Here is a 26,355-nt window from a genome sequence, read left to right as displayed (position 1 = left end):
GTTGTTATATAACCTTATTTAAACAAGGAATTAAACCTGATATAAAAAAACACCCACAAGATGAGCCAAGGCAGGTCAAAAATCAGTAAAAGAAAAGTCCCTTGTGTATCAAATCCTTCACTTTCCGTTAAAAACAAGGAATATATCAATGGAACGGAAGGCAGCAGAAACCAGCACAGAGCTGTTTTGATTTTCCCCTGAAACGGTTTTAAAAGCGATAGAAGGCTGCTGAAAGAAAAAGTACTCAAAACCAATGTCCAAAAGACAAGAAGAACATAACCTAAACCGCTCATATCACACATTCTCCGGTAATCCTCAGGACGTTTTGTAGCATCCATGAAGATCATCAATGAAATTTCTGAAATGACTGTAGCCAAAAGCCAGGTCTTAAGCATTGACAGTAAAATGAATTTTCTTTTCGGCATTGAGTTTTGATATGGTTATGACTAAAATAGTAATAAAGTGCGGGATATGCAAAACCGTAACGTCTCTTGCTATAATGAACTTTGTTAAACTAAAGGATAGCTTTAAACGTCCAAAGGCTTTGTTTATGAACTGATAAAGGAATATTGTTCTTTCTTTTAAACCGGACGGTATAGATAATGGCCAGCGCAACGGTAAGGAACCTGCAAATATTTGCACCTGAAGAACCAATCACCGTGTGATCAAAATCAAAAAGCATCCAGACTAAATTCATCAAAGAATGAAGCACAACGGGAATCCACAGGTTAAAATTCCACTCTGTGTAAAGCCAGGCATATAAAACGGAACCCAAAAAGGTAAGAATAAAGATCTGAAATAAATCAATCAGCAATGTTCCCTGATACAGATGCCCTGATGCAAAGATAACTGAAGCAATAACTACAGCGGGTATAAATCCCATTTTCAGGTACCTGAATAATATTCCAAAAATGAAGCCCCTGTAAATGACCTCTTCAAACAGACCTGCAAAGGCACTTTTAGCAAAAAGATTCGCCGGATCTGTATTGGTATTTATCCTGCTAAAAAACAGTGCATACAATACCATCGGAAGGATAAAGAGAAAGGATAGCAGGATTCCTTTTTTTAAGCCGTTTATATTCAATCCAAGTGTATTGATCATATTCTTCTCCGAAATCATATAAAGAGAGATCATCAGCGGTACAACAGCCATTATATACACTAAAAAATATGACAGCAAAGGAAAGTGAGTATAGGGATTGAAAAAATGCATGATCTTTTCAAAATGATACATCACAAAAGAATATATGAGGTATGCAAGTATTGGGATCAGAATGAGCTTAATGCTTCTTTTCATATTCTGTTTTTTAATGGCAGAAGATACATACAACTTTGCAGAAAACGATCATATTGGATAATTATAATTCTTACAATAACCAATGCTGAAAGGATAATCTATTTAACAATTTGTATTCGACCTGAATATTTGGCCCACAATGGCTTCTTGGTTCCATGATAATCCATATATCCTCCGCACGCATATACTGCATGGGCAGGGGACCACGCTATCAGTCCACAAAGTTTACCTGCTGTAAACCTCTTATGCCGTATAACCTGTTTTCCCTTCTCAAATCCTAAATATTTATAAACATCACCTGCAAAAGCTCCATATTCTAAGTCATCAAGAGCTCCCTGATAGGTTGAATATTTTTTTTCTATGTCCTGTTTATGCTTTGCCATAATAGCATAAGTTAATACAGCATATTTAAGAATTTCTCTGCTGTCCTGATTATCTTCAATCATTATAAATCCTGCGGACGTCTCGGCCAATGCTAATTCGTTGAGAGCTAATTTCACTCGTGAGTTATCCTTTAAAATTACCTTAATGGTATCATTTTCATTGCTGTTGACCATAAATAAATTGTTCATCCCATAAACTTCTAAAGACGCTTTTATCAATGCAATTGATGCACAGTTACTTCTCTCACCTTGTCTGAAGGATTTAAATAATTTCTCTGAATTAATCTGTCCAAAGCTCTTAATCGATAAGCAAAGGAAAGCTAAGATGATGGTTATTGGTTTCATATTTTAAGTTTGATTAGTTAATATTTCTACATACATCCCTTTAAGGGTTTTCTATTTTTTCCTTATTTTGAATAGCCAGTTCTTGAATTTGTGTCAGAAGAGGTGTTGGAGAGCCACCAACAGTTAAAATAGTTGCAGGCAAAATAGTTATCATGGTTTCAAAATCGTTTAGATTTCCAAGAGTATCACACCATTGATCATGAAACAACGCCATATCATTCATATAAGGCAATTTAGCCAGTCCCTGCATTAACACTCCGGTTTCGTATTTTGAAAAAAGCTGTAAACCGGCATCTGATACTGAACCAACACCAACAATTGAAACATTTCTTCCTAATTCTCTTAAGGTTAACAATTCTAACTTAGCATTCGGAATTACTAAATACTCACCAGAGTTTTCATCGAAAACCGTTGTAAACAGACTATTCCCTTCGTTATTCCTCATAATCAAATATTTATCATCAATACGGCCCAATTTCAAAACAGGACCTTCAGTAGGAGCTCTCCCTTCAATTTCCTCTAAGGTTAGCTCTTTATACTTGTTACTGGCAATTGATAACGCTGCACCTTTTAAAAAGCCTTCCAAAATAGCCTTTTCATCACCGCCACTGGCTCCAATGGCAATGGCTCCAATAGCAGAAGTTGCCAAAGCTTTTTTTAACACCTCATCTTTGGGTACTGCCAGCCCTTCTGTGCCATTTATTTCTTTTGTGTAGTAAGAAGTTAATCCCGCAATAAGCCCCGTTTTCAAGGCCAATGATAAATCCTTCGTAAGCTTATAGGTATACCATGCAGCATAAGCCGCTGCACCTGCCGGTCCCCCATATATTGTGCAAACAGAGGATGCAATTGAATTGAGAAGTGAAGAATTCTGAACCGCTTTCGCAAAGTTTTCATCTGAATATTTGAGCATGTCCGTATAAGAATGCCAAACAGCATCAACTATTTTACCCTCTAATAATCTCTTTCCTGCATTAGAAAGCATTTTTCCGTAGGCTTTAACCTGATCTTCTACAAAAGTTACCGATGCACTAATCCCTTCACCAAGGTTTTGTGCGTCCCTTTCTAATTGTTTTCCAATATCCTGAATTCCTTTTTCAAGATTCTTCCCCAGGTTTTGCCCAAAAATTTCAGCTTCCTTACCCACATTCTGAATTCCTTTTTCTATCTCTTTGCCAATAGGCTCGAGAATCTTTGCTATTTCATCCCAGAGGTCTTTCGAGAGATTATCTTCAAACTCTTTTTGCGCTTTATCGTAGGCCGCAATAATATCCTTTTCCGAATTTTTAAGTTGCTGCATTCGGGTATTTATTTCCAAAAGCTTTTTCTTTTTTTCGTCGTCGGCCATTTTTTCAATTTTCTCATTGATGAATGCCTGCCAGATCTCTATCCGCTTGTTATTTAATTCCTGTATCGTATCATATTCTGTAAAAAATGAAATCGCTTTTGTATCATCAAAAGTCTCCAGGTTTTCGGAAATTTTTTCAATGGCATTTAAGGAATCATCTGCTGATTTTACAAAAGCAGCATACATAAGCAGAAGTTCACCATTTGAATTCAGCTTGTCTATTTCTGTCTTGGCATTTTCAAATAATCTGGGTTTATTTTCTGCGTCTGTAATCTTATCTTTATCGGGCGTATTCATTAATTCTTCCCAACTTTCATTAATGAAAAAATCTAAACTTATCTGTGTAGGTGCAACCGTTCCATTTTTAGTCACTTCTTTATTAAATGTATAAACGGGTATTTCTGTAATGCTGGAATAATCTACTTCAAGTTCAGGGTAAACCTCATCTCTTTCAATCAATTGACGATCAATCAATCCAATTATCATTTTCATTTCTTCATCGTTCCAGCTATTTCCTATTTTGTATTTAAACTTTTTAAAATACATATCATAAAAAACGGAGGTAATTTCTATATCAAATAATTCACCCTCTGCTGCTCCTTTCTTTCCTAATTGACTTCCATAAACAGAAATCGTATGTTTTCTTGATTCTGAAAATTTAGTTTTATTGTAAGTATACAGATTATAGATTACGCTCTTAATTAATAAAGCATTTCCTTTTGCCTGGTCATATGAAACGTAGAGCTCTCCCTTTTTATTCGATACTTTCTCAAACCAGTTTTTGTAAGAATTAAGCACAACCCGTATATAAGATTTAGGCTGATTCGCAAACACCATAAGTAAAACCTCAAAGTGGAGACAGGTTGCCACCAATGGAATGTTAATATATCCACTCCCCATAACTTTCGCTCTGGCAAGCTGTAATTCCCTTAAAATCTCATCAAAAATCAAACTGATTCTTTCAGCGGTAATCGTTCCGCTTTCATTTTCCACAATATATGCGGACACTTTTTCCTTGAGAAGAATAAAAAGCCCTTCAATATCTTTTTGATAAAGCTCTAAAACTGTTTTTGAAGGGGTTGCATTAAGCTTTTTTTCTATTGCTTCCTGATTCTCAATAATCAGGTCTAAGGATTCTTTAATCTTATCTAATTTTGAAGACATATTTTCCAGCATATCCATCTGGATATTCAATAGATTGCCTATTGCTCCGAAATTATCATTGTCATTGCCTAATAATCCGCCAATATCATTTGAGAAGCCGAGAACTGGTCTTAGTAATGATGCCATATTTTTTAATTTTAAATGTTAATGGAATAGAGTATTGTTATTATAGAAAAACAGAGAAATAAAAGTACTTCAGTTCAACGAATATATAAAACAGGAAGTGCATAGATTCAATTCAAAAATAGATAACAAATATTGGTCTGTCAATTACCCTTTCGTGTAATTTTTATTACTTAATCACGCTGAGAGAAGGAAGTTAAATCTAAGAAATTTGTCACTGCTTAGTATAAAATTAAGATGTACTAACTGAAGACGACTAGCTTTTGAGAATAATCCTTAAACTTTTACTCCTTTTCCATTACCTCTCCCTTTCAAATTTGAACGGGTTTTTAAAATACATCTGGTACTATCTTTTTTGACCGTTATTGCAAAGTTAGTTTACTATATTTAGTTTTATAACAATAAAATCACGTTTGCCGTTAGAAAACATTATTCACTCAATATAGTCGCTCTATGAAACATCCCTTTTTCTTCTTATTTATTTTTCTGAACCTAAATAGTTATGCCCAAAAAATAAGGCCTGAAATCTTTGCAACTGTGGAACAGGCAGTAGGCAATATTGCATTTACCCACCAAGGGCAGTTGGTATACAGCCATCATCCTTTTTTTAATCCCGCTTTCCGGGTGGTGAAGTATGACGCCAAAACCCAATCAGCCTTACCTTTTCCAAATAAAGAATGGAATACACCACGCGAAACCGACGATCATTATTTGAGTAACGTCTTAGGCATCAGAAACGATGCAAATGGCATTGTATGGATGCTCGATATGGGGCAGCGCAATCCCGTTACCCCAAAAATTGTAGGCTGGAATACTGTTACCGATAAGTTGGAAAGAATTTATTACCTGCCTGTCACTTCGGTGGTTCCTACCTCTCAGCCTAATGACATGGTGGTGGATACCAAAAATCATATTTTTGTAATTGCAGACGAAGGCATAGGCAATGGCGGGGACGGTAGTACTGCCGCTTTGATAGTTGTAGATATGCGAACCGGAAAGACACGAAGGTTATTAGAAGGCCATCGTACCACTTTGCCCGAAAATGTGCCCACTGTTACAGATGGAAAGCCTTTAGCTATAAACGGCAAAAATTTACTGGTCGGCTGCGACGGAATTACAGCAGATAAAAATTTTGAATGGCTTTATTACGCTCCTTTAAATGGAAGAAAAATTTATCGTGTCCGATTGCTTGATTTGCTGGATGAAACGCTATCGGCAACCGTATTGGACAAAAGAATAGAAACTTACTCAGACAAGCCCAATAATGGAGGTTTAAGCATAGATACCGAAGGAAATCTCTACCTTACAGCGATGGAAACCAACAGTGTAGCCGTAGTGCTCGCAAAGGACAGAAGTATTCATCATATTTTTTCAGATGCCAACCTGCTTTGGCCCGATGGCGTAAGCTATAACCATGTAGATGGCTATATGTACGTATCTGCAGCGCAGGTTCATTTGGGAGCAGTTTTTAACAACAATAAAAATCTGGCAAAAGCTCCGTTTTATATTTACAGGTTCAAACCCCTGGCAAAAGGTGTTGCATACAGGTAGTTTAGAGATATGCTTTCATGCCATAAATTAATTATCTTCATGAAAGCACTTTTACCCATTATTAAAATATAAGTTATGACCACAGAGGGAAATTCTGTATGTTATTATATTGATGAAAATACTTTTTAAAAATTGTACTTCACATTAAATCCTGTAAAGAAGTAAGCTTTACTGGGACCTGGATTGACATCAGTATAAACAGCAGAATTATTATATTGGTTATCCATATCTGTATCATTAATACTGTTTCCGTAAAATAGAAAAGTATAATTAACTTGGCTGGTTAGATTATTACCTATTACAAATACATCTACATCAAATTTATTGAAAGTATGCTTATAGCCAATTTTAGAGTTTAACAGTCCAAAACTTTTCACCTTATTTGAATTGGCAAAATCTGTGTAAACACTTCCCATAAAACTATAGGTATTCTGCCAGTATAAACCCATTCTGAAGTCAAAATCCAGTCCTAAAGTTAATTTTGTCTTAGGTACACCGACTACATTTTTATTGTCATAGACGTTCACAGCTGCTGGAGAGCCATGCTCTTTCAGATAAGTGCTGAATCTGGAGTATTTAAAATCATTATATGTATAACTTGCAAAAGGTTGAATTTTTGAAATAAAATAATTCTCAGGTTTATAGGAATAACCGACACTCATTTCCAACCCTTTATTCTTTTGATCTCCCGTGTTTGCCCAATAAGAATACGGGGTTCTTTCTGCGTTGTTTATGGTTCCTCTCAATTGGGTCAGCTTATCTTTAATATGAATGTTGAACACCGATAACTGATAATCTATAGAGGTATTCCTGATTAATCCCTGAATACTAAAGTCCCACATTTTAGCTTTTTCTGCACGAAGATTATCGTTGGTTGTATTAAGACCGGTTGTAAAAGAAGTAGCAGAAGTAGGTGCATTATACCCTTCACTGTAGCTGAAGTTAAAGATCTGGTTTTCCCAGATTTTCTGCAATGCAAAATGAGGAGTTGCCACCATCTTAAACCTCTTGTCAAAAGATAGGTCTTTGTTATAAAGGTCCGTACCTTTTATTATAAACAAACCAGGTAAGGCCAATAAATCTTTCCTATTGAAACTGATCTGATTGAAGCTGACACCGGCGAGAAACATTAGATCCCAGGGCTTGTATGTCAGTTTTTCAACGATGAAATAATTGGATTGGTTGTTGATATTGTTGAAATAGGAACCCTCATATAATGGCCTTAAAATGGGTGGTTCTGTACTATTTACGCTTTTGAATCGGTGATTGGATATGGTAGAATTTGACTGCTGTATTTCAACTCCTAATTCAGTCTGGCTCCTGAAATACCTCCAGTCTTTGTTCAATACAAATACCGATCTGAGGCCGTAGTTGGATCCAGAAGATGTTTCAAAGGCTCCTGCAGCGATCCTGTCTCCCGTTGTTCCCGTATAAAAAAGAGTGGTATTGTTACTCAAAAATTCATTAATCTTCCAAATATGACCAATTCCTACTCTGGAAGTGACAAACTTGGTTTTTGCCCCCCTTCTGATGTAGGCAAAATTGCCATTGTCAATCCCTCTATAGTAATCATCATAGGAAATCTGCCCTGATACCTGCTCTAGTGAATTCCCGTGAGAAGCCAATAGAGTAACCGTTTGATTCTGATTCAGCTTAAATTCTCCATTAATATTGTAAAAATTCTTAATGCTTTTTCCGTGGGGACGGTAACCATCACTTCCTATATGGCTGAAATTAGCTGTTAAAGAGTAATTTTCGCCAACACTTGTAGCGGATGTAGAGCTTTGAAACAGACCAAAGGACCCTGTGTTAAACTGTTCAGAAACAGAATTGCCTTTTGCGGTTTCAGGTTTAATGTAGAATCTGACAGCACCTCCTGAACCGCCACCATATAGCGTTGCAGCAGGACCTTTTATTACATCTATATGGTTGACTAAGCCAAAATTGACATCATCTAAAACAGTAACACCGTCTGCGCCGGTAAGAGGCATATTGTTCAAATATATTTTGATACCCCAGTTGTTGAATTTCTGATCGTTTCCGTAGCCTCTCAGTATAATTCTCTGCCCTCCCAACTGCGTTCTTTTTTCAACCTGTACCCCTGCCATGGTATTGAGACTCTGCTCTATGAATGAAGGATTATTACGGTTAATTTCATATTCGGAGATGATTTCTGTAGATTGAGAATGCTTTTTAAATTCTTCCCGTTCTTTGTTAACTTTTGCTCTGGCGTGAATTTCTATTTCTCCAATATTTTTATCATGTTCCTGTGCATTTGCAAATCCCGTTATCCCTAGGAATAATACAATAATGTAGTTTTTTTTCATCAATTTTAAGCATTAAAAACAACAAAGTAAATAGAGATCACTTTGTTGTTTTTATCTTTAAGTTTTATTTCTTACTTTCTTACGATTACAGAAGTATGAATGATAGCTCCATTTTGCATAGCCTTCAATACATAATCGCCCTTACCCAGACTTTCAATATTAAATTCCTCGTCAGACTTTACATTCTTTTTTGTTAATACCAGTCTGCCGGATGCATCATAAATTTCAATATCTGAAGCCTTTCCATTTTCAAACTTTATGTGCATAGGACCTCTTGTAGGGTTCGGATATACCTGATTTTTAAGAAGGGTATTCTGGATGTTGCCTGTAGATAAAATCGGGTTGGTAACCTTGTTAGTAAAAGCTCCTCTTCCGTAAGTTACAGCCAGAATGGTTTTATCAGAAGGACGGTAATCAAAGTGATTAACTTTAAATTTACCTAAACCGTCAGAGTATAGCGCCCATGTAGGTGAAGCTTCCTGAAAGTTAGATGTTCCCCATACTCCATAATAGGTACCAAGAATAACTTCGTTATTGTCATGAGGATTCATGAAAATAGCTTTTACAGGAATATCAGGAAGATTCCCTTCTTTAGAAACCCATGTGGTTCCACCGTCTGTACTGTAAAATACGCTTGTTTTGTTGAAATTGGAAACAGTAACCATGATTTCATTTTCAGAAGCACCAAGTTTGATGTCAGAAATATAGCCTCCGAAATTATAATTGATTGTAGTCGTAGCTTGAGTAGCATTGGCATTGGTAACCTTAAATAATTTCCCTGAAGACAAACCAATGAAAAGTGTAGTGCTAGCGGTGGTGTAAGGAGAAACAAAAATATCTGTTACAAATTCACCTGCTGCTACTGTGGCAACGGTAATCTGGGCTCTTACCATACTTAATGGGGTACTGGCCAGTCCGCTTATTCTGTTTAATACAATAGAAGTGGCATTGGATGCATTGGCATTGGTGTAGGCAATGTCAAGATTTCTGTCTACAGCAAGAGGATTGATAAATAGCCCTCCATCTCTTTGGGCTGCAGCCAGAAGATAATATCCTCCCTGTGCATTAAAAATAATATGGTAGTTATTAACGTAAGATGCAATAAGGTAACTGTTCTGGTCATCAAAAGCTGTGTAAGCACCATCTCCGCCATATACTTCTGAACTGGTATAGAAATTATTGGCTAAAGCAGCTCCTGAAAGCTTTTTTGTACCATTATCCTGGGCACCCAGAATCATTTCTTCATTTGCAGATGTCGCAGCAGGATTTAAGGTACCATGATAAAACTGAGTCACATTAAACCGCTTATTTCTTACTCCTACAGCTGTTGTATTAGCAAGATTAGTTTTATCTGTAGCAAAGAAAATACCTCCGTCGTTACCCATGACAAACTGGTTGGGATTAACGGGGTTAAATACCAAGGCATGCTGGTCTGCATGTACCAGGGAAATGTTGGTACTGCCAAGTGCATTATTATTTGACCATTTAGTGTACTGTGTCCATGTTGCACCACCATCTGTACTTTTGTAAGAATCTATTCCTCCCACATATACATGGTCATCATTGGCCGGATCAGTTTCAAGGACCAAATCATAGAATGCCTGACCTCTTGTAAAATCATTATCAGCCTGCCCCGTATCTACCGGGTTCGGCAGAGTGATTCCTGACCCGGCTGTATTAGTAGAGATCCATGTGGCTCCTCCGTCTGTAGTCTTTACAATTCTCACAGGTTCTGAGCTTGTAGCCCCCTCCATCAATGCATAAGCTTTTAAAGGATTGGTGCTGGAAACTTCTATCATTACCCTTGAATTGTTATTCCCTAGATTATATACATTGGTGAATGTAGCACCATGATCCGTAGATTTAAAAACTCTTCCACCAGAGGCAGAATTACTGAAAAAGCTCCTTCTTGTGGATACCCATATGGAATTGTCGGAACCTACGTCTATATCCTGAATATCATACCCTCTGGTAGCGGTAGTAAGCAGGCTGTTTACCAGCGTAAAGTTTGTGCCGTCAGTAGATTTATATAATCCTGCTTCATATAACCCTGAAAAAGTTCCTGCATCTCCAAGATAGGATCCTGCAACCCCAGCATATACCTCGGATACACCATTATTATTAACCACTTTTATGGCAGGGACGTTATAGATTCCTTTTTTTATTCCATTGGATGCATATCCGCTTTCCGTATTAAATACTTGCTGCCATGTAGAACCTCCGTTGGTAGTTTTCCAGATCCCCATACCGCTGAAATCTCCGGTTTCCACTTCCCCGGTTCCCACATAAAAAATCTGGGGATTATTAGGATCCGAAGTAATACATGATACAGTGGTATTGGACCAGAATGCGTCCACAAGAGTCCATTCAGAATTGGGATTAGTAATGTCATTGTTAAACCATAATCCTCCTGAAACACCTCCTGCCCATACCTTTTTGCCGGTAGGATCGTTCGGGTCAAACATAATGCCTCTTACTCTTCCTCCCGTATCATAAGGGCCTCTTTCTACCCAAAGATTGGTAATATTCTTGCTAGCCTGGCCATCGGTGGAACCATTGAATATTTTTAAGCTTTTATCAGGCCGGAATTTACCGTCTTCAACCTTTTTTTCCAGCTCCACATAATTTTTATTGTGCACCGTTCCAGTTTCAGGGTCCATCGTGGCAATAAAATCCTGTAAATAATATTCATCTGGTGGTTTTTGATTATGTTCCTTAGCAAACTGAACATTTTTTTGATAGGTACTGGTAACGTTCTGAATGTGTTTAAGGTACTTTTTATTGACTTTTGATCCCTTACTGCCCGTATTTTTTGGACCTTCTTGTGCATTTAAATACAATGAGGCAATAGTAAATCCTATTCCGAAAATTAATTTTAAATTCATATACATTTTTTCTCTCATAAATTATGAATTTTTTAAACATTTTCAGACAAATATTATTTTTTAATAAAAAAACATTTACTTATGTTTTTTATCTATTCATTTTTAACATTTTAATTATTTTTTTCATTATTCTTATTGTTAAAGTTTATTTTTTGTTTTACCTGTTTTTTATTTTTTAGATTTTCAGAGACCAGATATACCCTCTTAAGATCAAATATTTGATTCAGTTGTGAATTTTCTGCTTTACCATCTGCATTTACTGTTATATGATTAGGGGATTCCGGTTGATAAGTACCCTGCAGATACAATATGTTGTTTTTATTTTCCTTTTTTAAGGGAATTTTCACAGTTCCTACCAGCAAATACCTGGGCTCCATTTTTGAAATATTTTTTACACTTATGTCAAAATTTTCTGTTCGGGCTCCTCTTACTCCTCCAAGATCTGTGGTATGAATCGCCTCAATTAATGTGTAACTCTGGGCGGAACAGCTATTGCTCAAAAACAATAGGATTAAAATATAATTAATGGCTTTCATTGATGAATTATAAATTATTTTCAATTCAGAAATATACACAAAAACTCTTTGGGCTATAAAAACAAATTAAAAGAAATATTGTTTATCAAAAGAGAATATATTAACAATTCCTTGCTTGGTAATATCTTCCGCAGGACTTTTAATCAACTCTTTGGCAGTAGAATATCTCCTATTAAAGTGTCCATTATCTGCGGATAGTTTCCGTCTTACACTCCCAACTCAAGCTGGTTTTTAACAAGGTTATAATATTCGTTTTTCTGTTCCACAAGGTGTAAATGACTACCCTGCTCTACTATTTCACCATTCTTAAGAACGATGATCTGGTCTGCATTTTTAACAGTCGAAAGACGATGTGCAATAATAACAACTGTTTTGCCGATGAAAAATTCCTGCATATTATCATGAATAATTTTTTCATTTTCAGCATCAAGAGCTGAAGTGGCTTCGTCAAAGAAAATAAACTGAGGATTTTTATATACCGCTCTCGCAATCAAAATACGTTGTTTTTGTCCACCCGAAAGGCTATTCCCTGTAGGGCCTATTTTGGTCTTATACCCAAGCGGTAATTCATTAATGAACATATCTATACTTGCTAAGCTGGCTGCATGATGAAGTTTGGCTTTATTAAAATCTTTATCCCCACATACAATATTCTGCTCGATGGTATCTGAAAAAATATAACCTTCCTGAAGTACAACTCCACATTTTTCTCTCCATTCATTGGGATGAATAAAATTCATTGAAATATCATCAATCAAAATTTCTCCATGGGTAGGATTATAAAATTTTAGCAAGAGTTTCAGTAATGTCGTTTTTCCACTTCCGCTTCCTCCAACAATTGCAGTTGTTTTTCCATGAGGAATGTTGAATGAGAGATCTTTCAGTATCATTCTGGATGTTGGACTTCCATACTGAAATGAAAGATTATTTATTTTGATACTGCTGTCAGACACAGTCTTAAGCAGACCTTTCTGGACTCCTTTAAATTCTGCTTCTTCGGTAACGTTTTGAACCTCATTTAATCTTTCCAAACTTAATTTAGCCTCCTGGAAACCCCTGATAAAAGTAATTAACTGATTGATAGGAGAGTTCATGAGACCTACAATATATGCGATACTCAACATTGCTCCCAAAGTGAGATGTCCGCTAATAACCTCCCTGGCTGAAAGGTAGGTTACCAAAATATTTTTTAACTGATTAACCAGATCAAATCCAACCGTTTGAAACTGTACAGTCTTCAATGTTCTGATATTAGCTCCAAATAGTTTTAGCTGTAGCGTTTCCCAATTCGTCCTTTTATATTCTTCAAGGCTGTTAAGCTTTATCTCTTCAATACCATCTACAAACTCATAAATCGTGTCCTGATTTTCAGATCTCAACTGAAACTTATTATAATCTAAGGTCTTAAGCTTGTTTACAAATAACAGTGACCACAAAATAGCGATAAAAGTAAGCAGGGTATAAGCAAGAACAATAGATACACTATAATAAAGAAGTATTCCAAAGAATACAAAGAAATTAACAATAGAAAATAATGTAATGATACTTTGAGTCGTTAAAAACGATTCAATCCGCTGCTGATCAAGTACTCTCTGATTAAAATCCCCTTTCTGCTTTGATTCAAAGAATGTAATGGGCACACGAATCACTTTTATTAAGAAGTCCGAAATAATCGCGATATTTAGTTTAGTCCCAAGGTAAAGAGTAATCCAGTTCCTTATTACATCAATAGCTGTAGCTCCTATATATATAAAAGCATGGGCTAGTAATAAAGTGGTAACCAAATTAATGTTCTTGTATGCAATACCCTTGTCGACCACCGCTTGGGTAATAAAAGGAAAAACTAATGTACAACCGCTCGTAATAAAAATAGCCACAAATATAGCTGCTATCCTCCATCGGTAAGTTTTAATTTTTTCTTTAACATATTTAAAGACATTGATCTGCTTATCATTATCATTAAGTGTATCAAAATCTTCGGTTTTCTGAAAATACAGTAAAATTCCTTCTTCATCTCCTCCCAACCAGTGTTTTACCAAATCTTTTTCCTGAATTGACATGATCCCATATCCCGGATCTGCAATCTTATAAATACACTTTCCTCTCTTCATAGTCATCCCAATTAGCACTACAAAATGATTTTGATTCCAATGTAAAATCATAGGACTGTGTTCAATAATCATCTTCAAATCCGGTAAAGAAAGTTTATAGACAGTAGATGCCAAACCTATTGATTTCGCTGCATGACTGATTCCTGCAACACTTACTCCCTCTTTTGTTAAAAAGGATTTATCTCTCAGGAACTGCAATGAAAATTTTTTGCCGAAATGCATTGCTATCATTCCTAAGCAGGCTGGGCCACAATCCATCTGGTCATGTTGAGGAATAAATTTCAATTTCATTTACTTGTTATTTCCTTGCACGGTTTTGTTCATCTATGCTTCCACTCTGTTTCTTTTCCTTGTTTTTCAGGCCGGTATTTCCAAATTTATATCTAAATGACAATTTAAACAAACGAGTGTCATTATATCTGGTAAAGCTCAGATCCTGATTAGGATAATGAATATTAACAACAGCCCGGTTTGTATAAAACAGATCATGAGCCGAAAATGATAATGTTCCTTTATCCTGAAACAATTTTATATTAACTGCCCCGCTCATATCAAAATAATTCCCGATCTGGTAAAAGCCCTGAAGGGATGACGAACGGTATCTTCCTGATAATTCTAATGAAATATCATTATTAATTTTAAATGTATTTGAGGTATTCAGCAGAAAAAAATAATTGTTCAGATTTTGCTGAATATTTTGGTAAGACAGATTATAATTTTGATACATCATCAAAAATGTATTTGATATTTCCCACCACGAAACCACTTTTACTGGCACAATGGTCTGGAATCCTAAGTTATAATTTTTTCCAATGTTATCAAATGTGTAGCGGGTTTCATTACTGTCTCCCACTCTTAGTGGCAATTCTGAAAAATACTTGGATGTTGAATTTCCAAAAACAGTAAAAATATAACGGTTATTCAATGTAGTGCTTAATTCCAGAGAGTTTGTGAAAGAAGGACACAGCAAGGGATTTCCTGTATTGGAAAATAGAGGACTTTGGTAAGATATGAATGGATTGAGATATTCAAACGTAGGACGGTTGATACGTCTTGAGTATGATAAATTGAATGTATATTTCTTTTTTTCTGGGCTATATTGTACATAGGCTGTAGGAAATAATTGGAAATAATTATATTCCGTTTCTGTGTTAGAAGTTAGGGATATTCCTTTTGTCTGGGTATATTCCCCCCTCAAACCAGCCTGGAATGTGAGTTCATCAGAAATCTTGCTTGATAGTGAGAAATACCCTGATGTATTAGTTTCCTTATAATCAAACTGATTGCTTAGCAAAGCATTATTCATCCACTGGTTATTCTGAAAGTTTTGAAACAAAAAATCATTAGTTATTGATGTGTGGGCTATTTTAGCTCCAGTTTCAATGGTTATCTTTTTATAAGGTAATTTAAAATCCAGATTTCCGGAATATATTTTTGCACGGTTATCAAAAAAACTCCTCAGCCTTTCCTGATTGCTAAAATTTCCACTGATGAAAAAATCATTGGTAAGATTCTGGTCGTTCCCTGTAGTGAATGTTGATAAACTAGCGTTGATATTCATCGTTTTTCCCAAGGTATCCAGTTTATGATTGAAATATAAATCCATAGTATAGTTTGAAAGCTTCAATTGATGATCATTCAATGAAATAAAAGAAGTATTATCTGATGAAAATGTTTTGTTGTCAGAAGGCCTGGGGCTTTTATTAGAATATATATTTCCTGATATTCCAATATTTGAAGATTCATTTAATTTGAAATCAAACTGCCCTAAAAAAGAATGATAGACCTCTTTCCGTTTTTCATAATTTAACGAAGAAAAATCAACTCTATCTCCGCCAAGACTCCTAAAATTATTTGTTTGTTCAATTTTTTCAAAGGAACGAACATCACCAAGTGTATAATTGGAAGTAAAATCAATTCTTTTGGTCTTTATGTTCAATCCTGTATTTCCAATTATTCTGTTATATGTTCCCTGGTAGTATGTAAGTCCGGCGTTGGCATTCCATCCTTTCTGCTTACCTTTTTTAGTTACAATATTAATAATCCCTGCATTTCCCTGAGCATCATATTTAGCTGAAGGATTGGTAATTACTTCTATTGACTTAATGTTATCTGCTCCCATGCTTTTCATAAAACTTATAAGCTCGTCTGAGCTCATCTGAAGCATTTTATCATCAATCATTACTTTCACTCCAGACTTGCCCATTATATTAATAGACTCACCGTTTCCCAAATACACTCCGGGAGCATTTTTAATAGCATCAAAAGCAGTTCCGCCAGATAGTAAAGGGCTATTTTCAATATTGAAAACCAATCGATCTATTTTTCTTTCAATGAGTTTTTTAGTGCCGTTCAATACTACCTCTCCTATCTCAATATTGATATTATGAATAGGAATGGCACCTATATCCATATTATTGGAAACCTGAATGTTTTTTTCAAATAAGATCGTATTAAATCTACTGGATTTTAGTTTATAAGTTCCTCCTTTCAATGTAAGGCTAAATCTGCCAACCGAATCTGTCATAGTTCTTTGGGCAACTGTGTTTAGTGAATCTTCTGCAGAAATTTCCAAATACTCTATCAAAGGTTTATTTCCTTGTACAGTTCCTCTAATTTCATAACCGATATTCTGTGCAGATAGGTTAAAACTGAATAATAAAAGTAAAAAGAAGAAAAAAAACTTTTGCATCATCAATATATTGGTATCACTTTGTTTAGAGATTGCTCAGTTCAATTGCTCTTTTATCATAAAGAAGACTGAGAATATACAGTCCTGCTGATGCCGGCCATTGCTCAGGAAGAGCTTTCAAAAGCTCCACGGTATTCAGTTTTTTTCCTGAGTTTAATAAATCAAGCATAGCTTCAATTCCCTTATCATATCTAAATTTCAATTTTGATCCTCTGGCAAAGATGATAATCTCACTATTATTGGTGGATTTTCTATAATAAATTTTAAATGGCTCAACCAGCTTCACCGTTTTGTTCTCCAATATTAGGTAATCATTTACATCATACAGGCTTTCATCAGAAAGTGAGATTGTTCGGGTCTTCCAGCCTGCATTACTGAATAAAGCCAGCTTTAGGTCATCATGTAATAATTTTAAAAGATCCAGGAAAGGCAGATCAAACAAATTCTCCTCATCTTTAAATAAATCCATAATCTCCTGAAAGGATTCTTGACCGTATACATCTTTAGTAGGCTCAAGAATTTCCTGAGTTTTCTCATCAGGGATCATATATTGTTTTGACAAAGATGAAATGATACTTTCAAACAGTTTTATTCTTGGTGGATTGTTGAACCAAAGAGTAACCCCAATAGACAGTCCATTCGTTTTGCCTAGGTGGTATTTATTCCAGGGCATAAAATATATATCTCCTTTTTCAAAAGGATATTTTTCGGCATATGGGATCAGCTCTTCGAATTTCTTGTCCTCATTTTTTTCTTTTCCATTAATCTCTTCATATACTTCATCCGTCCAATTGTACATTTCTTTGCCTCCAGGACCCAGATGAAAATGGATCACATTTTCTCCCCGGTTATCTTTATGAATCCCTATCGGAGTATATCCATAGTTTCCTACGAAGGTATGCACGCTGAGGCCTGTTAATGGAATTCCTTTTTTTTCAAGTAACGGAGCAATCAGCTTTAAAAGTTTTCTTGATAACGGATCTGAAAATTTTTCACATCCGTTAATGATCATACCAAACTCTTTATTGGAAAATACTCTTTCTGCGTAGTCTGTAACATCTTCTCCATCAAGAGGAGGATTATCAAAAATATAGTTTAAAGTTTCCTCGTCTGTTTTTTTTCCATCTATAAATGCTCTGTACCCATATTTATTAGTTCTGAGCCTGCACAGATGCTTTATTACAGTTAATATTTCATTTGATAAAAGATCAGAATCTTCATTTGAAAATACATTTTTTAACACCAGGGTTTTAGTGAGGTTCTCACTTTTATCTAAAAACATGTTCCACCAGTCATCCTGAACCATTGGGGACTGAGTTGGAGTATATACTTTTTCCATGGTAATATCGTTAGTTAAAGATTTTTATTAAAATGAGCCATCCCCTGTACAGAGGATGGCTCTGTTTTAGGGATTCATTTCCGTAGTTGGAAATAAACCTAAATTTAAGTTGTAACAGTAACAGTTACTGTAACTGTAACTGTAACTGTAACAGTGTCGGCAGCTGTAGCAAGACCACCAACTAATTTTTCCTGCTCCAAAGGAGAAACAACTTTAGCTCCTAGGAATTCTTCTGGATTAAATTTTTTAGTTTCCATAATAATTTGGATTTGATGAGTTTATACATATTAAAGAACCTCCGCCCTCTTTACCTAGACGTTTTGTAATATTTCGAGAGGCACAAACTATCCTCTTATTTAAAAGATTCACATTATATCTTTATTCTGGGTTAGAAAAATCAATCATTTTTTTCTGTTTATTTTTCACCACACAAGGAAGTAAAAATAAATGACACCACAAAACATATTTCAAACAAAATTGAATTAAAACAATCAATTGAAATACAAAATATTGAAAATCAATTTTTTATATATTAATTAATTTGAATAACAATTAAAAAAACAGGCAATATTTATGTAATATAAATCCCATTAAAGTGATATTATAGTTGTTTATTTCATTCTTTAAAAGCTCAGTAAAAAACATTTGTAAATGATTAAACTTTTATTAACGAGTGTTGATAATATGAGCGACTCTCAATGAGACTATACACCAAGAGAAAATGGGTACAGCCAAAAGGAGAAAAATATTATGCAGGCAAAGATTGTCATGCCCGGGGAAGGGTCAATGCTATCGGAGCAATAACGAACTTCAAGCTATTCAATATTTGCTTATTCAGCTGTAACATAGAGGCCGACAATGCTGCTTTTCATAAAAGGAACAATGCTTTATTGAAGGAGGTCATACTTTGCTATTTCTTCCACCTTATGAATCCTAGTAAAAAAAATGGGTACAAGCAAAAAGCATAAGAAGAAAATTTCGATACACGCCTGAAGAGCTTTTTATTTAAGCAGATTTATAACGTTTTATTTTGATTTGACTACAAGAACGTCCAAATTGTTTTCTTTAACGAATCTACTCCCGCTCCATTGAAAGAACAAAGCACAAAAAACCTCTCCAGAAATCTGAAGGACTTATTCGTTAAAAATTTAATCTGACACATACAATTAAACATAAGACTGCCTTTTTAATTATTTATATTTGTAAATAACCTGCTCCATTTTTAGTAACCATGCAATTTAAACTGATCATTTTAATTATAACATTTTTTATATTTCCTGATTCTTTCGCACAAAAAGGATCTGCCGACAGTTTACAAAAAGTGCTGAAAGAACATTTTGAAATTGATAATCAACGAGTAGATCTGTTAAACACAATTGCCGGCAAAATCAACCTAACAGATCCGGCAAAAGCGATAAAATTGCTTAAAGAGTCGGAAGCACTTGCCGAAAAACTGCAATATAATAAAGGTAAAATGGATTGTTATTTACAATTGGGACGGCTTTATAATGCAGGTGAGCAGTACAAAACAGCAATACATTACGCAGCTCAAGGTTCTATAATAGCCAAAGATCTCAAGCTTACAGACTATAAAAGAGCATTCTTTCTTTTATTGACGGAAATTTATTATGATAAAAATAACAGTTTAGATGAAAAGATTTCGGTAAAAGATTTTCAGGCAGAAATAAAATACAAAGCTTTTTTAAAAGACAGTCTTAATCAATCTCGGGAAAAGGCAAGCTCTTTAAAAAAGGTAATAGAAAATCAGAAAAGTGAACTGCTGATATCCCGATTACTAGTTTTCTTAGGCATTATTACCTTTTTAGGATTGATTCTCCTCGCAGTTTATATATCAACGGTCATAAAATCGAGGAAGATAAAAATGGAAAATAAGCAGTTGCTTACTGAGCAGAAATTACGAAGATCACAAATGAATCCGCATTTTATTTTTAATTCCATACAAAATATCAGAAGCCTGATTAATGACAAAGAAGAAGCGAAGGCAGTAGATTATCTTAACAGATTTTCAAAGCTTACACGCCAGATTCTTGAAAGCTCACACGAAAATTACACTTCCCTGACAGAGGAAGTTGAACTGATAGAAAATTATATAAACCTACAACAACTTTTATATAACAAATCGTTTAACTATACGATTAAAGCGGAAGATACAATAAATACAGACTCCATATTTTTACCCCCAATGCTTACACAACCATTTATCGAGAATGCGATTAAGCATGGCTTAAACGGTAAGTCAGCAGATGGGATGATTGCAATTAAATTCTATTTAAAAGACAGAAAATTGTTTTTCGAAATTTCTGACAATGGAAGCGGGTTCAGTAACGATAAAAAAGCAACACATCATAAATCTTTGGCAACGGCTATCACCAAAGAACGTTTAGCTCATTATACAAAAAACCGGGATGTTATTTTACAGACCCAAAATATACTTGATCTCAATAAAAATATTATAGGAGCTAAAGTAATTTTTGAAATACCCTATATTTACGAAAACTAAACCATATGCTTCGAGCTATTGTAATTGACGATATTGAGTCAGTAAGAAAAGATAATATTGCTGTTATTAAGACCCATTGTTCCAATATTTCCATTATAGGACAGGCTGATTCCGTTGCTTCCGGAATAGATTTAATTAATCAGCTATCACCTGATCTTGTTTTCCTTGATATAGAAATGCCGGATGGTAATGGATTTGACCTGCTTAAAAAACTAAAGGTTATTAATTTTAAAGTCATCTTTGTTACAGGTTATGAAGATTTTGCCATTAAAGCTTTTCGCTTTTCGGCCATTGATTATCTGCTAAAGCCTCTTAACCCTACAGATTTAAAAGAAGCTGTACAAAAAGCAGAAGAAGCCATCAACAAAGAAGTATTCGATGTAAAGCTTCAGAATTTATTTGCCAACCTTGAAAGACCAAAATATCTTCAGAAACTGATTTTAAAAACAGCCGACAGAATTTATTCTGTCAACATTCAGGATATTGTAAATTGTGAATCAGATAAAAACTATACAACTTTTTATTTTATCAATGCCCCAAGACTGGTTGTCTCTACAAATCTTAAAGAATATGAAATATTGTTGACACCATATAATTTTTTCAGGTCACATCAATCTCATCTGATTAATATGGCTTATTTTGACCATTTTATCAGAACAGATGGCGGAAATACAATTATTATGAAAAATAAGACTGCAATACCGCTTTCTGTCCGCAAGAAAGAAGAATTTATGGAATTGCTTGAAGATCTTTAAAAACTTGTTTCAAAAAAAATAATTTTCATCAAAAAGCTGACGGAAAAATTTAATTAGAATATGGTGCTGGCATAACAATTCCTAATCGTTTTGGAAAAGCACTTTTAGATGCTCCATTAAAAAATAATATGGAGAGAATATGGGGAAATCATAATAAACTCTTCAGCTTTGCAAACGTCACCTGACATTGTTGTTTTTTATTAATTAACCTCAGTTCGGGATAAGAGTTTTTAATTTATAGAGCTTGGAAGCTGAGAGATGAAAGAGGGAGATTCTGAAGTTCATCAATAATAGGTTGCCATCTTTTTTAGCTAATTTAATTTTTACAGAGATTTTCATTATCTATAACTAAAAGTGACTTCCAGCCTCCTTCTTCCATCTTCCAACCTTTTATATTTAAACTCCTTAACCCGAATTCAGGTTAATTACTAATGAACATGAAATAAAAAGCTTTTATGCAATACTTTAGAATAACTCAAGAGACGGATTTTGAAAGAATTGGCAAATATCCACAAGTGAAAGAATTAAAGATAGGTTTTCATGAAGCAAGGGCCTCTCAATGGGGTAAAATTACAAGTTGGAAAACGGAGGAAGACATACCGGATTTGAATAATTTTATTTTACATTCAAAATCTAAACTAACGGATAATTTATCCAATAATTTTGTTATTGAAAGTAGCGGATTATTCATAAGCCAAAAATGCAAAGAGGTTTTTAATGAATTCATTGTTAATGGTAGTTTTTATCCTTTAACTATACATAAGCCTGATGAAAAGTATGAGTATCATTTCTTGTGGTATGAAATGGGTGGTAAAAGTAAAATAAATTGTAAAGATTCAGATTTTATAGAGTTTAATACAATTGAAAAAGAATACGGAAAAACAATTAAAATATGTGATTTTGAAGACTATAAAATTAAATTCAGAAAATTATATACAGAAAAAGAAGATTGGGATATCATACCAAAAACATTAAAATTCAAAAGGCATTTCGATATTACTCCAGCTTTTAGAATAGGATTAATCTGCAGCGAAGAAGTAAAAAATGCCATTGAAGGCAATCAGCTTACAGGATTTGATTTCAGGCCTTTGGATGTAGAAATTTTGTTTGATTAAAACTTTGCTTTCCTTACATTAAATCAAATAAATAGAAAAGAAAAATTTAGGAAGAATCCTTCCGAAGAAGAAGTTGATGAATCACCGTTGACAACTTCAGGAGGAGTAAAGATAGAACATTTTCCTCTTTAAATTAACCAAACTTTTTGCTTAGCCCACAACTTTTATACTTGATCCATTTACTCCTGCTCCAGTAAAAGAATAAAGCACAAAAAAACCCCTTCAGAAATCTGAAGGGGTTTTTAAAATTAGCTGCGATCCGGACGGGACTCGAACCCGCGACCTCCGCCGTGACAGGGCGGCATTCTAACCAGCTGAACTACCGGATCAATTTTTTTAAAAGAAATTGAGAAAACTTCTGCGATCCGGACGGGACTCGAACCCGCGACCTCCGCCGTGACAGGGCGGCATTCTAACCAGCTGAACTACCGGATCAAATTTTGTTTTAAAAGTAAATTGAAAAACTTTTGCGATCCGGACGGGACTCGAACCCGCGACCTCCGCCGTGACAGGGCGGCATTCTAACCAGCTGAACTACCGGATCATTTTCTGTTGTGATAAAGAACGTTGTTTCTTTTTTGTGATTGCAAAATTACACCTTTTTTCATTACCTGCAAATTATTTTGCAAAAAAAAGCCTCCCAAAAACGGAAGGCATTCATTATCAAACTTATTTTTTTTATAAGTGTGCGCTTAATTTCTCAGCGATCACCTCTTTTGGAGCTACACCAACTAATTTATCAACCACTTCACCATTCTTAAAAATAAGAACTGTAGGGATATTTCTGATACCATACTGCATAGAAATTTCCTGATTGTTGTCTACATCAACCTTTCCAACTACTGCTTTTCCTTCAAAATCTGATGCTACTTCTTCGATGATTGGTCCCAAAGTTCTGCATGGTCCGCACCATACTGCCCAAAAGTCTACCAATACCGGCTTATCTGATTTTAAAACCGTTTCCTGAAATGAGCTGTCCGTAATTTCTAAAGCCATTTTGTTTCTTTTATTTAAATTAATATTATTTTCTTTTTTACTCCTTAATTTGGATATTCAAAATTACGCTTTTTAAGCAATAAGACTATCTATGCTCAACATTTGTTTTTTCTATAGCGTAATCTTTTGAAATCTCTTTTAACGCCTCAACAAGCGCGTCAATTTCTTCTTTGGTCGTCATATGGCTGAAAGAGATACGAAGCGGCGTACAACCGTCCATTTCATCCTCAGAAAGCACCATCATCATCACCATAGAAGGCTTAGATGCTCCGGAAGAACACGCACTCCCCTGGGAGATCGCAATTCCTTTCATATCCAGCTGAAGACCAATCAAAGGATTTTTATAAGGCAATAATGCGCTTAAAACCGTATAAAGACTGTTCTCCTTTTCAGCACTTCTTCCGTTGAATTTAATCCCCGGAATAGCAGCAGAAAGACTTTCTTTTGCATAATCCTTGATTTCCTGCATGTGGGCAGTATATTCCGCCATATGGTTAAGAGAAAGCTCCAGTGCTTTTCCAAGTCCTACAATACCGCATACATTTTCAGTTCCGGCTCTTAAACTTCTTTCCTGAGGTCCTCCGGTAATAATCCCCTTCAGTCCCGATGATTTTCTGATAAAGGCAAAACCTATTCCTTTCGGACCATGGAATTTATGGGCACTGCATGAAGCAAAATCCACCATGATATCAGAAAAATCAAGATTCATATGAGCCATGGTCTGCACCGTATCTGAGTGGAACAAGGCATTATTTTCTTTACACAGCTGTGCAATCTTTTTAATATCAGCAATATTTCCGATCTCATTATTGGCATGCATCAAGCTCACCAGCGTTTTTTTGTCGGATGCTTTTAATAATTCTTCTAACTTATTAAGATCAATATCACCTTTTTCATTAGGACGGATATAGTTTACCTCTACTCCTTTTCTGCTTTTCATATCCAGAATACTCTCAGAAACACATTTATGTTCCAGAGGAGAACTGATGATTCGTTGTACACCAAGGTGTTCTACACTTGATTTGATGATCATGTTGTTCGATTCTGTTCCGCAAGAGGTAAAGATGATCTCTGCAGGCGTTACATGAAGATAGTCTGCCACCTGTCTTCTCACGTTTTCGATCAAAATTTTGGCTTCCTGTCCGAAACTGTGAGTAGAAGACGGATTTCCGAAATTCATTTTCATGGTACCCACCATTGCATCGATTACTTCTTCTGAAAGAGGAGTCGTAGCAGCATTATCCAGGTATATTTTATTCATTTTTATTTTGAGTATTTTAATTCTACGGAAGTAAACTGATAGTCTGAAGGCACAGCAAAGATAAACCAAGGATTGGAAAGCATCTGAATTTCCATTCCTCCGGATTCCTGATAAGGAACCTCTACATACAGGATATTATCTTTTACAGAAACACTTTTAATTGTTGTTACCGTATGGCTTCCAGATCTGAAACTTCCCAGATTGTACAAGATCACTTTCTTATTTTTCGGAAATGCAGGATAGTTTGCGGATGGTTCTTTCCCCAATTCCGCAACAATAAGACCAGAGCTTGCCTTAGTGGCTTTCTGGTACTCTTGTTCGTTTTTAATCACCGTAAATCCCGGCCGGTCTGCACCACCCTGAGACTCGGAAACAAGCAATTCTGCGTTTTTCTGCATATCTGAAGGCTTTTGAGACGGTGTTCCTGCACAGCTCATAAGGATTGCGGTACATACAACAAGCAGTCTTTTCATTTTTACATTTTTACCTTCCAAAATTAATGAAAAAATTGGTAATGACCCTCATTTGCCCATTTAAGCATCTGACGGTCACCGGAAGTGTCTCCAAAAGCGATTATTTTATCGTATTTAGAATCGTTTATTTCGGCTTTTATTCTCACCAGTTTTTCATTTCCGTTGCAGTTTTTGCCGATAAAATTTCCTGTAAAAACCCCATTTTTAAACTCTGCACGTGTAGAAACGAGCTGCATTTTGAGTTCTTCAGCGAACGGTTTCACCCAGATGTCCAGCGAAGCAGTTACCAATAAACTTTGTGTATTATTCCTATCGATATTTTGAATAAAGTCCAAGGCATTTTCCCTTACAATTTTAGGATAATGCTGTTCAAAAAACTGTTTAGACTTCATTTCAATCTTTTCTTTGGTCTGTCCTTTAAGAATAGAGCCAATAAAACTTTTCTTTACTTTTTCAGTTTCTGCCAGTTTCAGTTTCAACAGAATAAAAAGCGGGACATGTCTTAAAAACTGTATGCGGAATTTGGTAGAATCGTAGAATTTAAGATACATAAACATGGTATCTTTATACGTTAAGGTTCCGTCAAAATCAAAACAATACAATTTTTTCATAAATCTATGACTTAGGGTAAACTTTACAAATTATTTATTAATTAAAGCATTTGATAATCCAGCAATCAAAAATAAGCAAATTATTAAGAATAAAATCACAGATAAATTTTGAAAAACAAATTCGGAAGTGGTTAATGTTTTAACTTCAAACGTCCCTTCTTTCCGTTTTATTTTTTCTATTAATTTTCTCACTTCCCTGAATTCAAAATCGTTTAAAGCATAGGTTCTGATTTTTTTATCATTTTTCAGAATAATGAATGTTTCAAAAATAGTATAAACCGTTGTCTGCTTCTCAAATCCTTTCGAATACTTTACAGGTCTTGGGATCTGTTTAAATCCCCTGATATCCTCATGTGAAATCTTTCTTGAAAAAGGCAAAAACTGGTAGGAAACAATCAAGTAATTTGGGGTTACCTTAATGATCTGAGTCTTCAGAAAATAAAACAATGAGCCTGATGCAAATAGTAAAAATATAGAATCAATAATATAAACCGCAATTTTCGAATCTCCATCCTGATTTTG

The 26,355-nt window shown here is 35.1% G+C and carries 19 protein-coding genes and 3 tRNA genes; 4 read left to right on the top strand and 18 right to left on the bottom strand.

All coding sequences use genetic code 11. The features are described 5' to 3' along the window. Window positions 1-14: 14 nt before the first annotated feature. From FW768_RS21250 to FW768_RS21235, 4 genes are all read right to left on the bottom strand, one after another. Window positions 15-425 carry a hypothetical protein gene (locus tag FW768_RS21250; RefSeq protein WP_153398908.1) on the bottom strand — a complete coding sequence of 137 codons (411 nt, stop codon included), beginning with the start codon at window positions 423-425 and terminating at the stop codon, window positions 15-17. An 89-nt stretch (window positions 426-514) separates the two neighbouring features. Continuing rightward, on the bottom strand, window positions 515-1,297 hold the full coding sequence (locus FW768_RS21245; RefSeq protein WP_153398906.1) for a CPBP family intramembrane glutamic endopeptidase: 783 nt from the start codon (window positions 1,295-1,297) through the stop codon (window positions 515-517). Between the two features lie 98 nt (window positions 1,298-1,395). Then, complete coding sequence (locus tag FW768_RS21240; protein WP_153398903.1) at window positions 1,396-2,025, bottom strand: hypothetical protein; 630 nt, start codon at window positions 2,023-2,025, stop codon at window positions 1,396-1,398. Between the two features lie 40 nt (window positions 2,026-2,065). Next, window positions 2,066-4,663 (bottom strand): hypothetical protein, encoded by a 2,598-nt coding sequence (locus FW768_RS21235; RefSeq protein ID WP_153398900.1) that lies wholly within the window; start codon window positions 4,661-4,663, stop codon window positions 2,066-2,068. A gap of 450 nt (window positions 4,664-5,113) precedes the next feature. Here FW768_RS21235 and FW768_RS21230 point away from each other — a divergent pair, with 450 nt between their 5' ends. Beyond that, entirely contained in the window at window positions 5,114-6,211 is a 1,098-nt protein-coding gene (locus FW768_RS21230) for an L-dopachrome tautomerase-related protein (RefSeq protein ID WP_153398897.1), read from the top strand. Window positions 6,212-6,336: 125 nt separating this feature from the next. On the opposite strand, the gene FW768_RS21225 is transcribed toward FW768_RS21230, so the two are convergent. The 7 genes from FW768_RS21225 to FW768_RS21195 all read right to left on the bottom strand — a co-directional run bounded on the left by FW768_RS21225 (window position 6,337) and on the right by FW768_RS21195 (window position 18,358). After that, window positions 6,337-8,538 carry a TonB-dependent receptor gene (locus FW768_RS21225; RefSeq protein ID WP_153398894.1) on the bottom strand — a complete coding sequence of 734 codons (2,202 nt, stop codon included), beginning with the start codon at window positions 8,536-8,538 and terminating at the stop codon, window positions 6,337-6,339. A 71-nt stretch (window positions 8,539-8,609) separates the two neighbouring features. Beyond that, window positions 8,610-11,423 carry a T9SS type A sorting domain-containing protein gene (locus FW768_RS21220; protein ID WP_185152026.1) on the bottom strand — a complete coding sequence of 938 codons (2,814 nt, stop codon included), beginning with the start codon at window positions 11,421-11,423 and terminating at the stop codon, window positions 8,610-8,612. A 110-nt stretch (window positions 11,424-11,533) separates the two neighbouring features. Continuing rightward, window positions 11,534-11,959 carry a hypothetical protein gene (locus FW768_RS21215; RefSeq protein WP_153398887.1) on the bottom strand — a complete coding sequence of 142 codons (426 nt, stop codon included), beginning with the start codon at window positions 11,957-11,959 and terminating at the stop codon, window positions 11,534-11,536. 206 nt (window positions 11,960-12,165) lie between these two features. Further along, complete coding sequence (locus tag FW768_RS21210; RefSeq protein WP_153398884.1) at window positions 12,166-14,361, bottom strand: peptidase domain-containing ABC transporter; 2,196 nt, start codon at window positions 14,359-14,361, stop codon at window positions 12,166-12,168. 7 nt (window positions 14,362-14,368) lie between these two features. Continuing rightward, complete coding sequence (locus tag FW768_RS21205; RefSeq protein ID WP_185152025.1) at window positions 14,369-16,597, bottom strand: outer membrane beta-barrel family protein; 2,229 nt, start codon at window positions 16,595-16,597, stop codon at window positions 14,369-14,371. Window positions 16,598-16,787: 190 nt separating this feature from the next. Further along, the gene (locus FW768_RS21200; protein WP_153398878.1) at window positions 16,788-18,101 is read right to left on the bottom strand and encodes a hypothetical protein; all 1,314 of its coding nucleotides are present in this window, start codon (window positions 18,099-18,101) and stop codon (window positions 16,788-16,790) included. 104 nt (window positions 18,102-18,205) lie between these two features. Further along, window positions 18,206-18,358, bottom strand: coding sequence for a hypothetical protein (locus FW768_RS21195; protein WP_153398875.1), 153 nt, complete (start codon window positions 18,356-18,358; stop codon window positions 18,206-18,208). A gap of 1,064 nt (window positions 18,359-19,422) precedes the next feature. Here FW768_RS21195 and FW768_RS21185 point away from each other — a divergent pair. The 3 genes from FW768_RS21185 to FW768_RS21175 all read left to right on the top strand — a co-directional run bounded on the left by FW768_RS21185 (window position 19,423) and on the right by FW768_RS21175 (window position 22,492). After that, complete coding sequence (locus FW768_RS21185) at window positions 19,423-20,622, top strand: sensor histidine kinase (protein WP_185152024.1); 1,200 nt, start codon at window positions 19,423-19,425, stop codon at window positions 20,620-20,622. A gap of 5 nt (window positions 20,623-20,627) precedes the next feature. Then, window positions 20,628-21,377, top strand: a complete 750-nt coding sequence (locus FW768_RS21180; protein WP_153398866.1) for a LytR/AlgR family response regulator transcription factor — start codon at window positions 20,628-20,630, stop codon at window positions 21,375-21,377. Between the two features lie 455 nt (window positions 21,378-21,832). Next, the gene (locus FW768_RS21175) at window positions 21,833-22,492 is read left to right on the top strand and encodes a hypothetical protein (RefSeq protein ID WP_153398863.1); all 660 of its coding nucleotides are present in this window, start codon (window positions 21,833-21,835) and stop codon (window positions 22,490-22,492) included. Window positions 22,493-22,747: 255 nt separating this feature from the next. On the opposite strand, the gene FW768_RS21170 is transcribed toward FW768_RS21175, so the two are convergent. The 7 genes from FW768_RS21170 to FW768_RS21140 all read right to left on the bottom strand — a co-directional run bounded on the left by FW768_RS21170 (window position 22,748) and on the right by FW768_RS21140 (window position 25,833). After that, window positions 22,748-22,821 (bottom strand) — tRNA-Asp (locus FW768_RS21170). 32 nt (window positions 22,822-22,853) lie between these two features. Beyond that, window positions 22,854-22,927: transfer RNA gene (locus FW768_RS21165), tRNA-Asp, on the bottom strand. Window positions 22,928-22,962: 35 nt separating this feature from the next. Next, window positions 22,963-23,036, bottom strand: a tRNA-Asp gene (locus tag FW768_RS21160). A gap of 134 nt (window positions 23,037-23,170) precedes the next feature. Then, window positions 23,171-23,488 carry a thioredoxin gene (gene trxA / locus FW768_RS21155; protein WP_040995543.1) on the bottom strand — a complete coding sequence of 106 codons (318 nt, stop codon included), beginning with the start codon at window positions 23,486-23,488 and terminating at the stop codon, window positions 23,171-23,173. A gap of 85 nt (window positions 23,489-23,573) precedes the next feature. Further along, window positions 23,574-24,749 (bottom strand): cysteine desulfurase family protein, encoded by a 1,176-nt coding sequence (locus tag FW768_RS21150; protein ID WP_153398860.1) that lies wholly within the window; start codon window positions 24,747-24,749, stop codon window positions 23,574-23,576. Window positions 24,750-24,751: 2 nt separating this feature from the next. After that, window positions 24,752-25,222 carry a hypothetical protein gene (locus FW768_RS21145; RefSeq protein WP_153398857.1) on the bottom strand — a complete coding sequence of 157 codons (471 nt, stop codon included), beginning with the start codon at window positions 25,220-25,222 and terminating at the stop codon, window positions 24,752-24,754. Window positions 25,223-25,245: 23 nt separating this feature from the next. Next, on the bottom strand, window positions 25,246-25,833 hold the full coding sequence (locus tag FW768_RS21140; protein ID WP_153398854.1) for an HAD family hydrolase: 588 nt from the start codon (window positions 25,831-25,833) through the stop codon (window positions 25,246-25,248). Window positions 25,834-26,355 lie beyond the last annotated feature (522 nt).

It is taken from the genome of Chryseobacterium vaccae, from assembly GCF_009602705.1.
GTDB classification, from domain to species: Bacteria; Bacteroidota; Bacteroidia; order Flavobacteriales; family Weeksellaceae; genus Chryseobacterium; species Chryseobacterium vaccae.
This window is presented reverse-complemented; position numbering and strand designations above follow the sequence as displayed.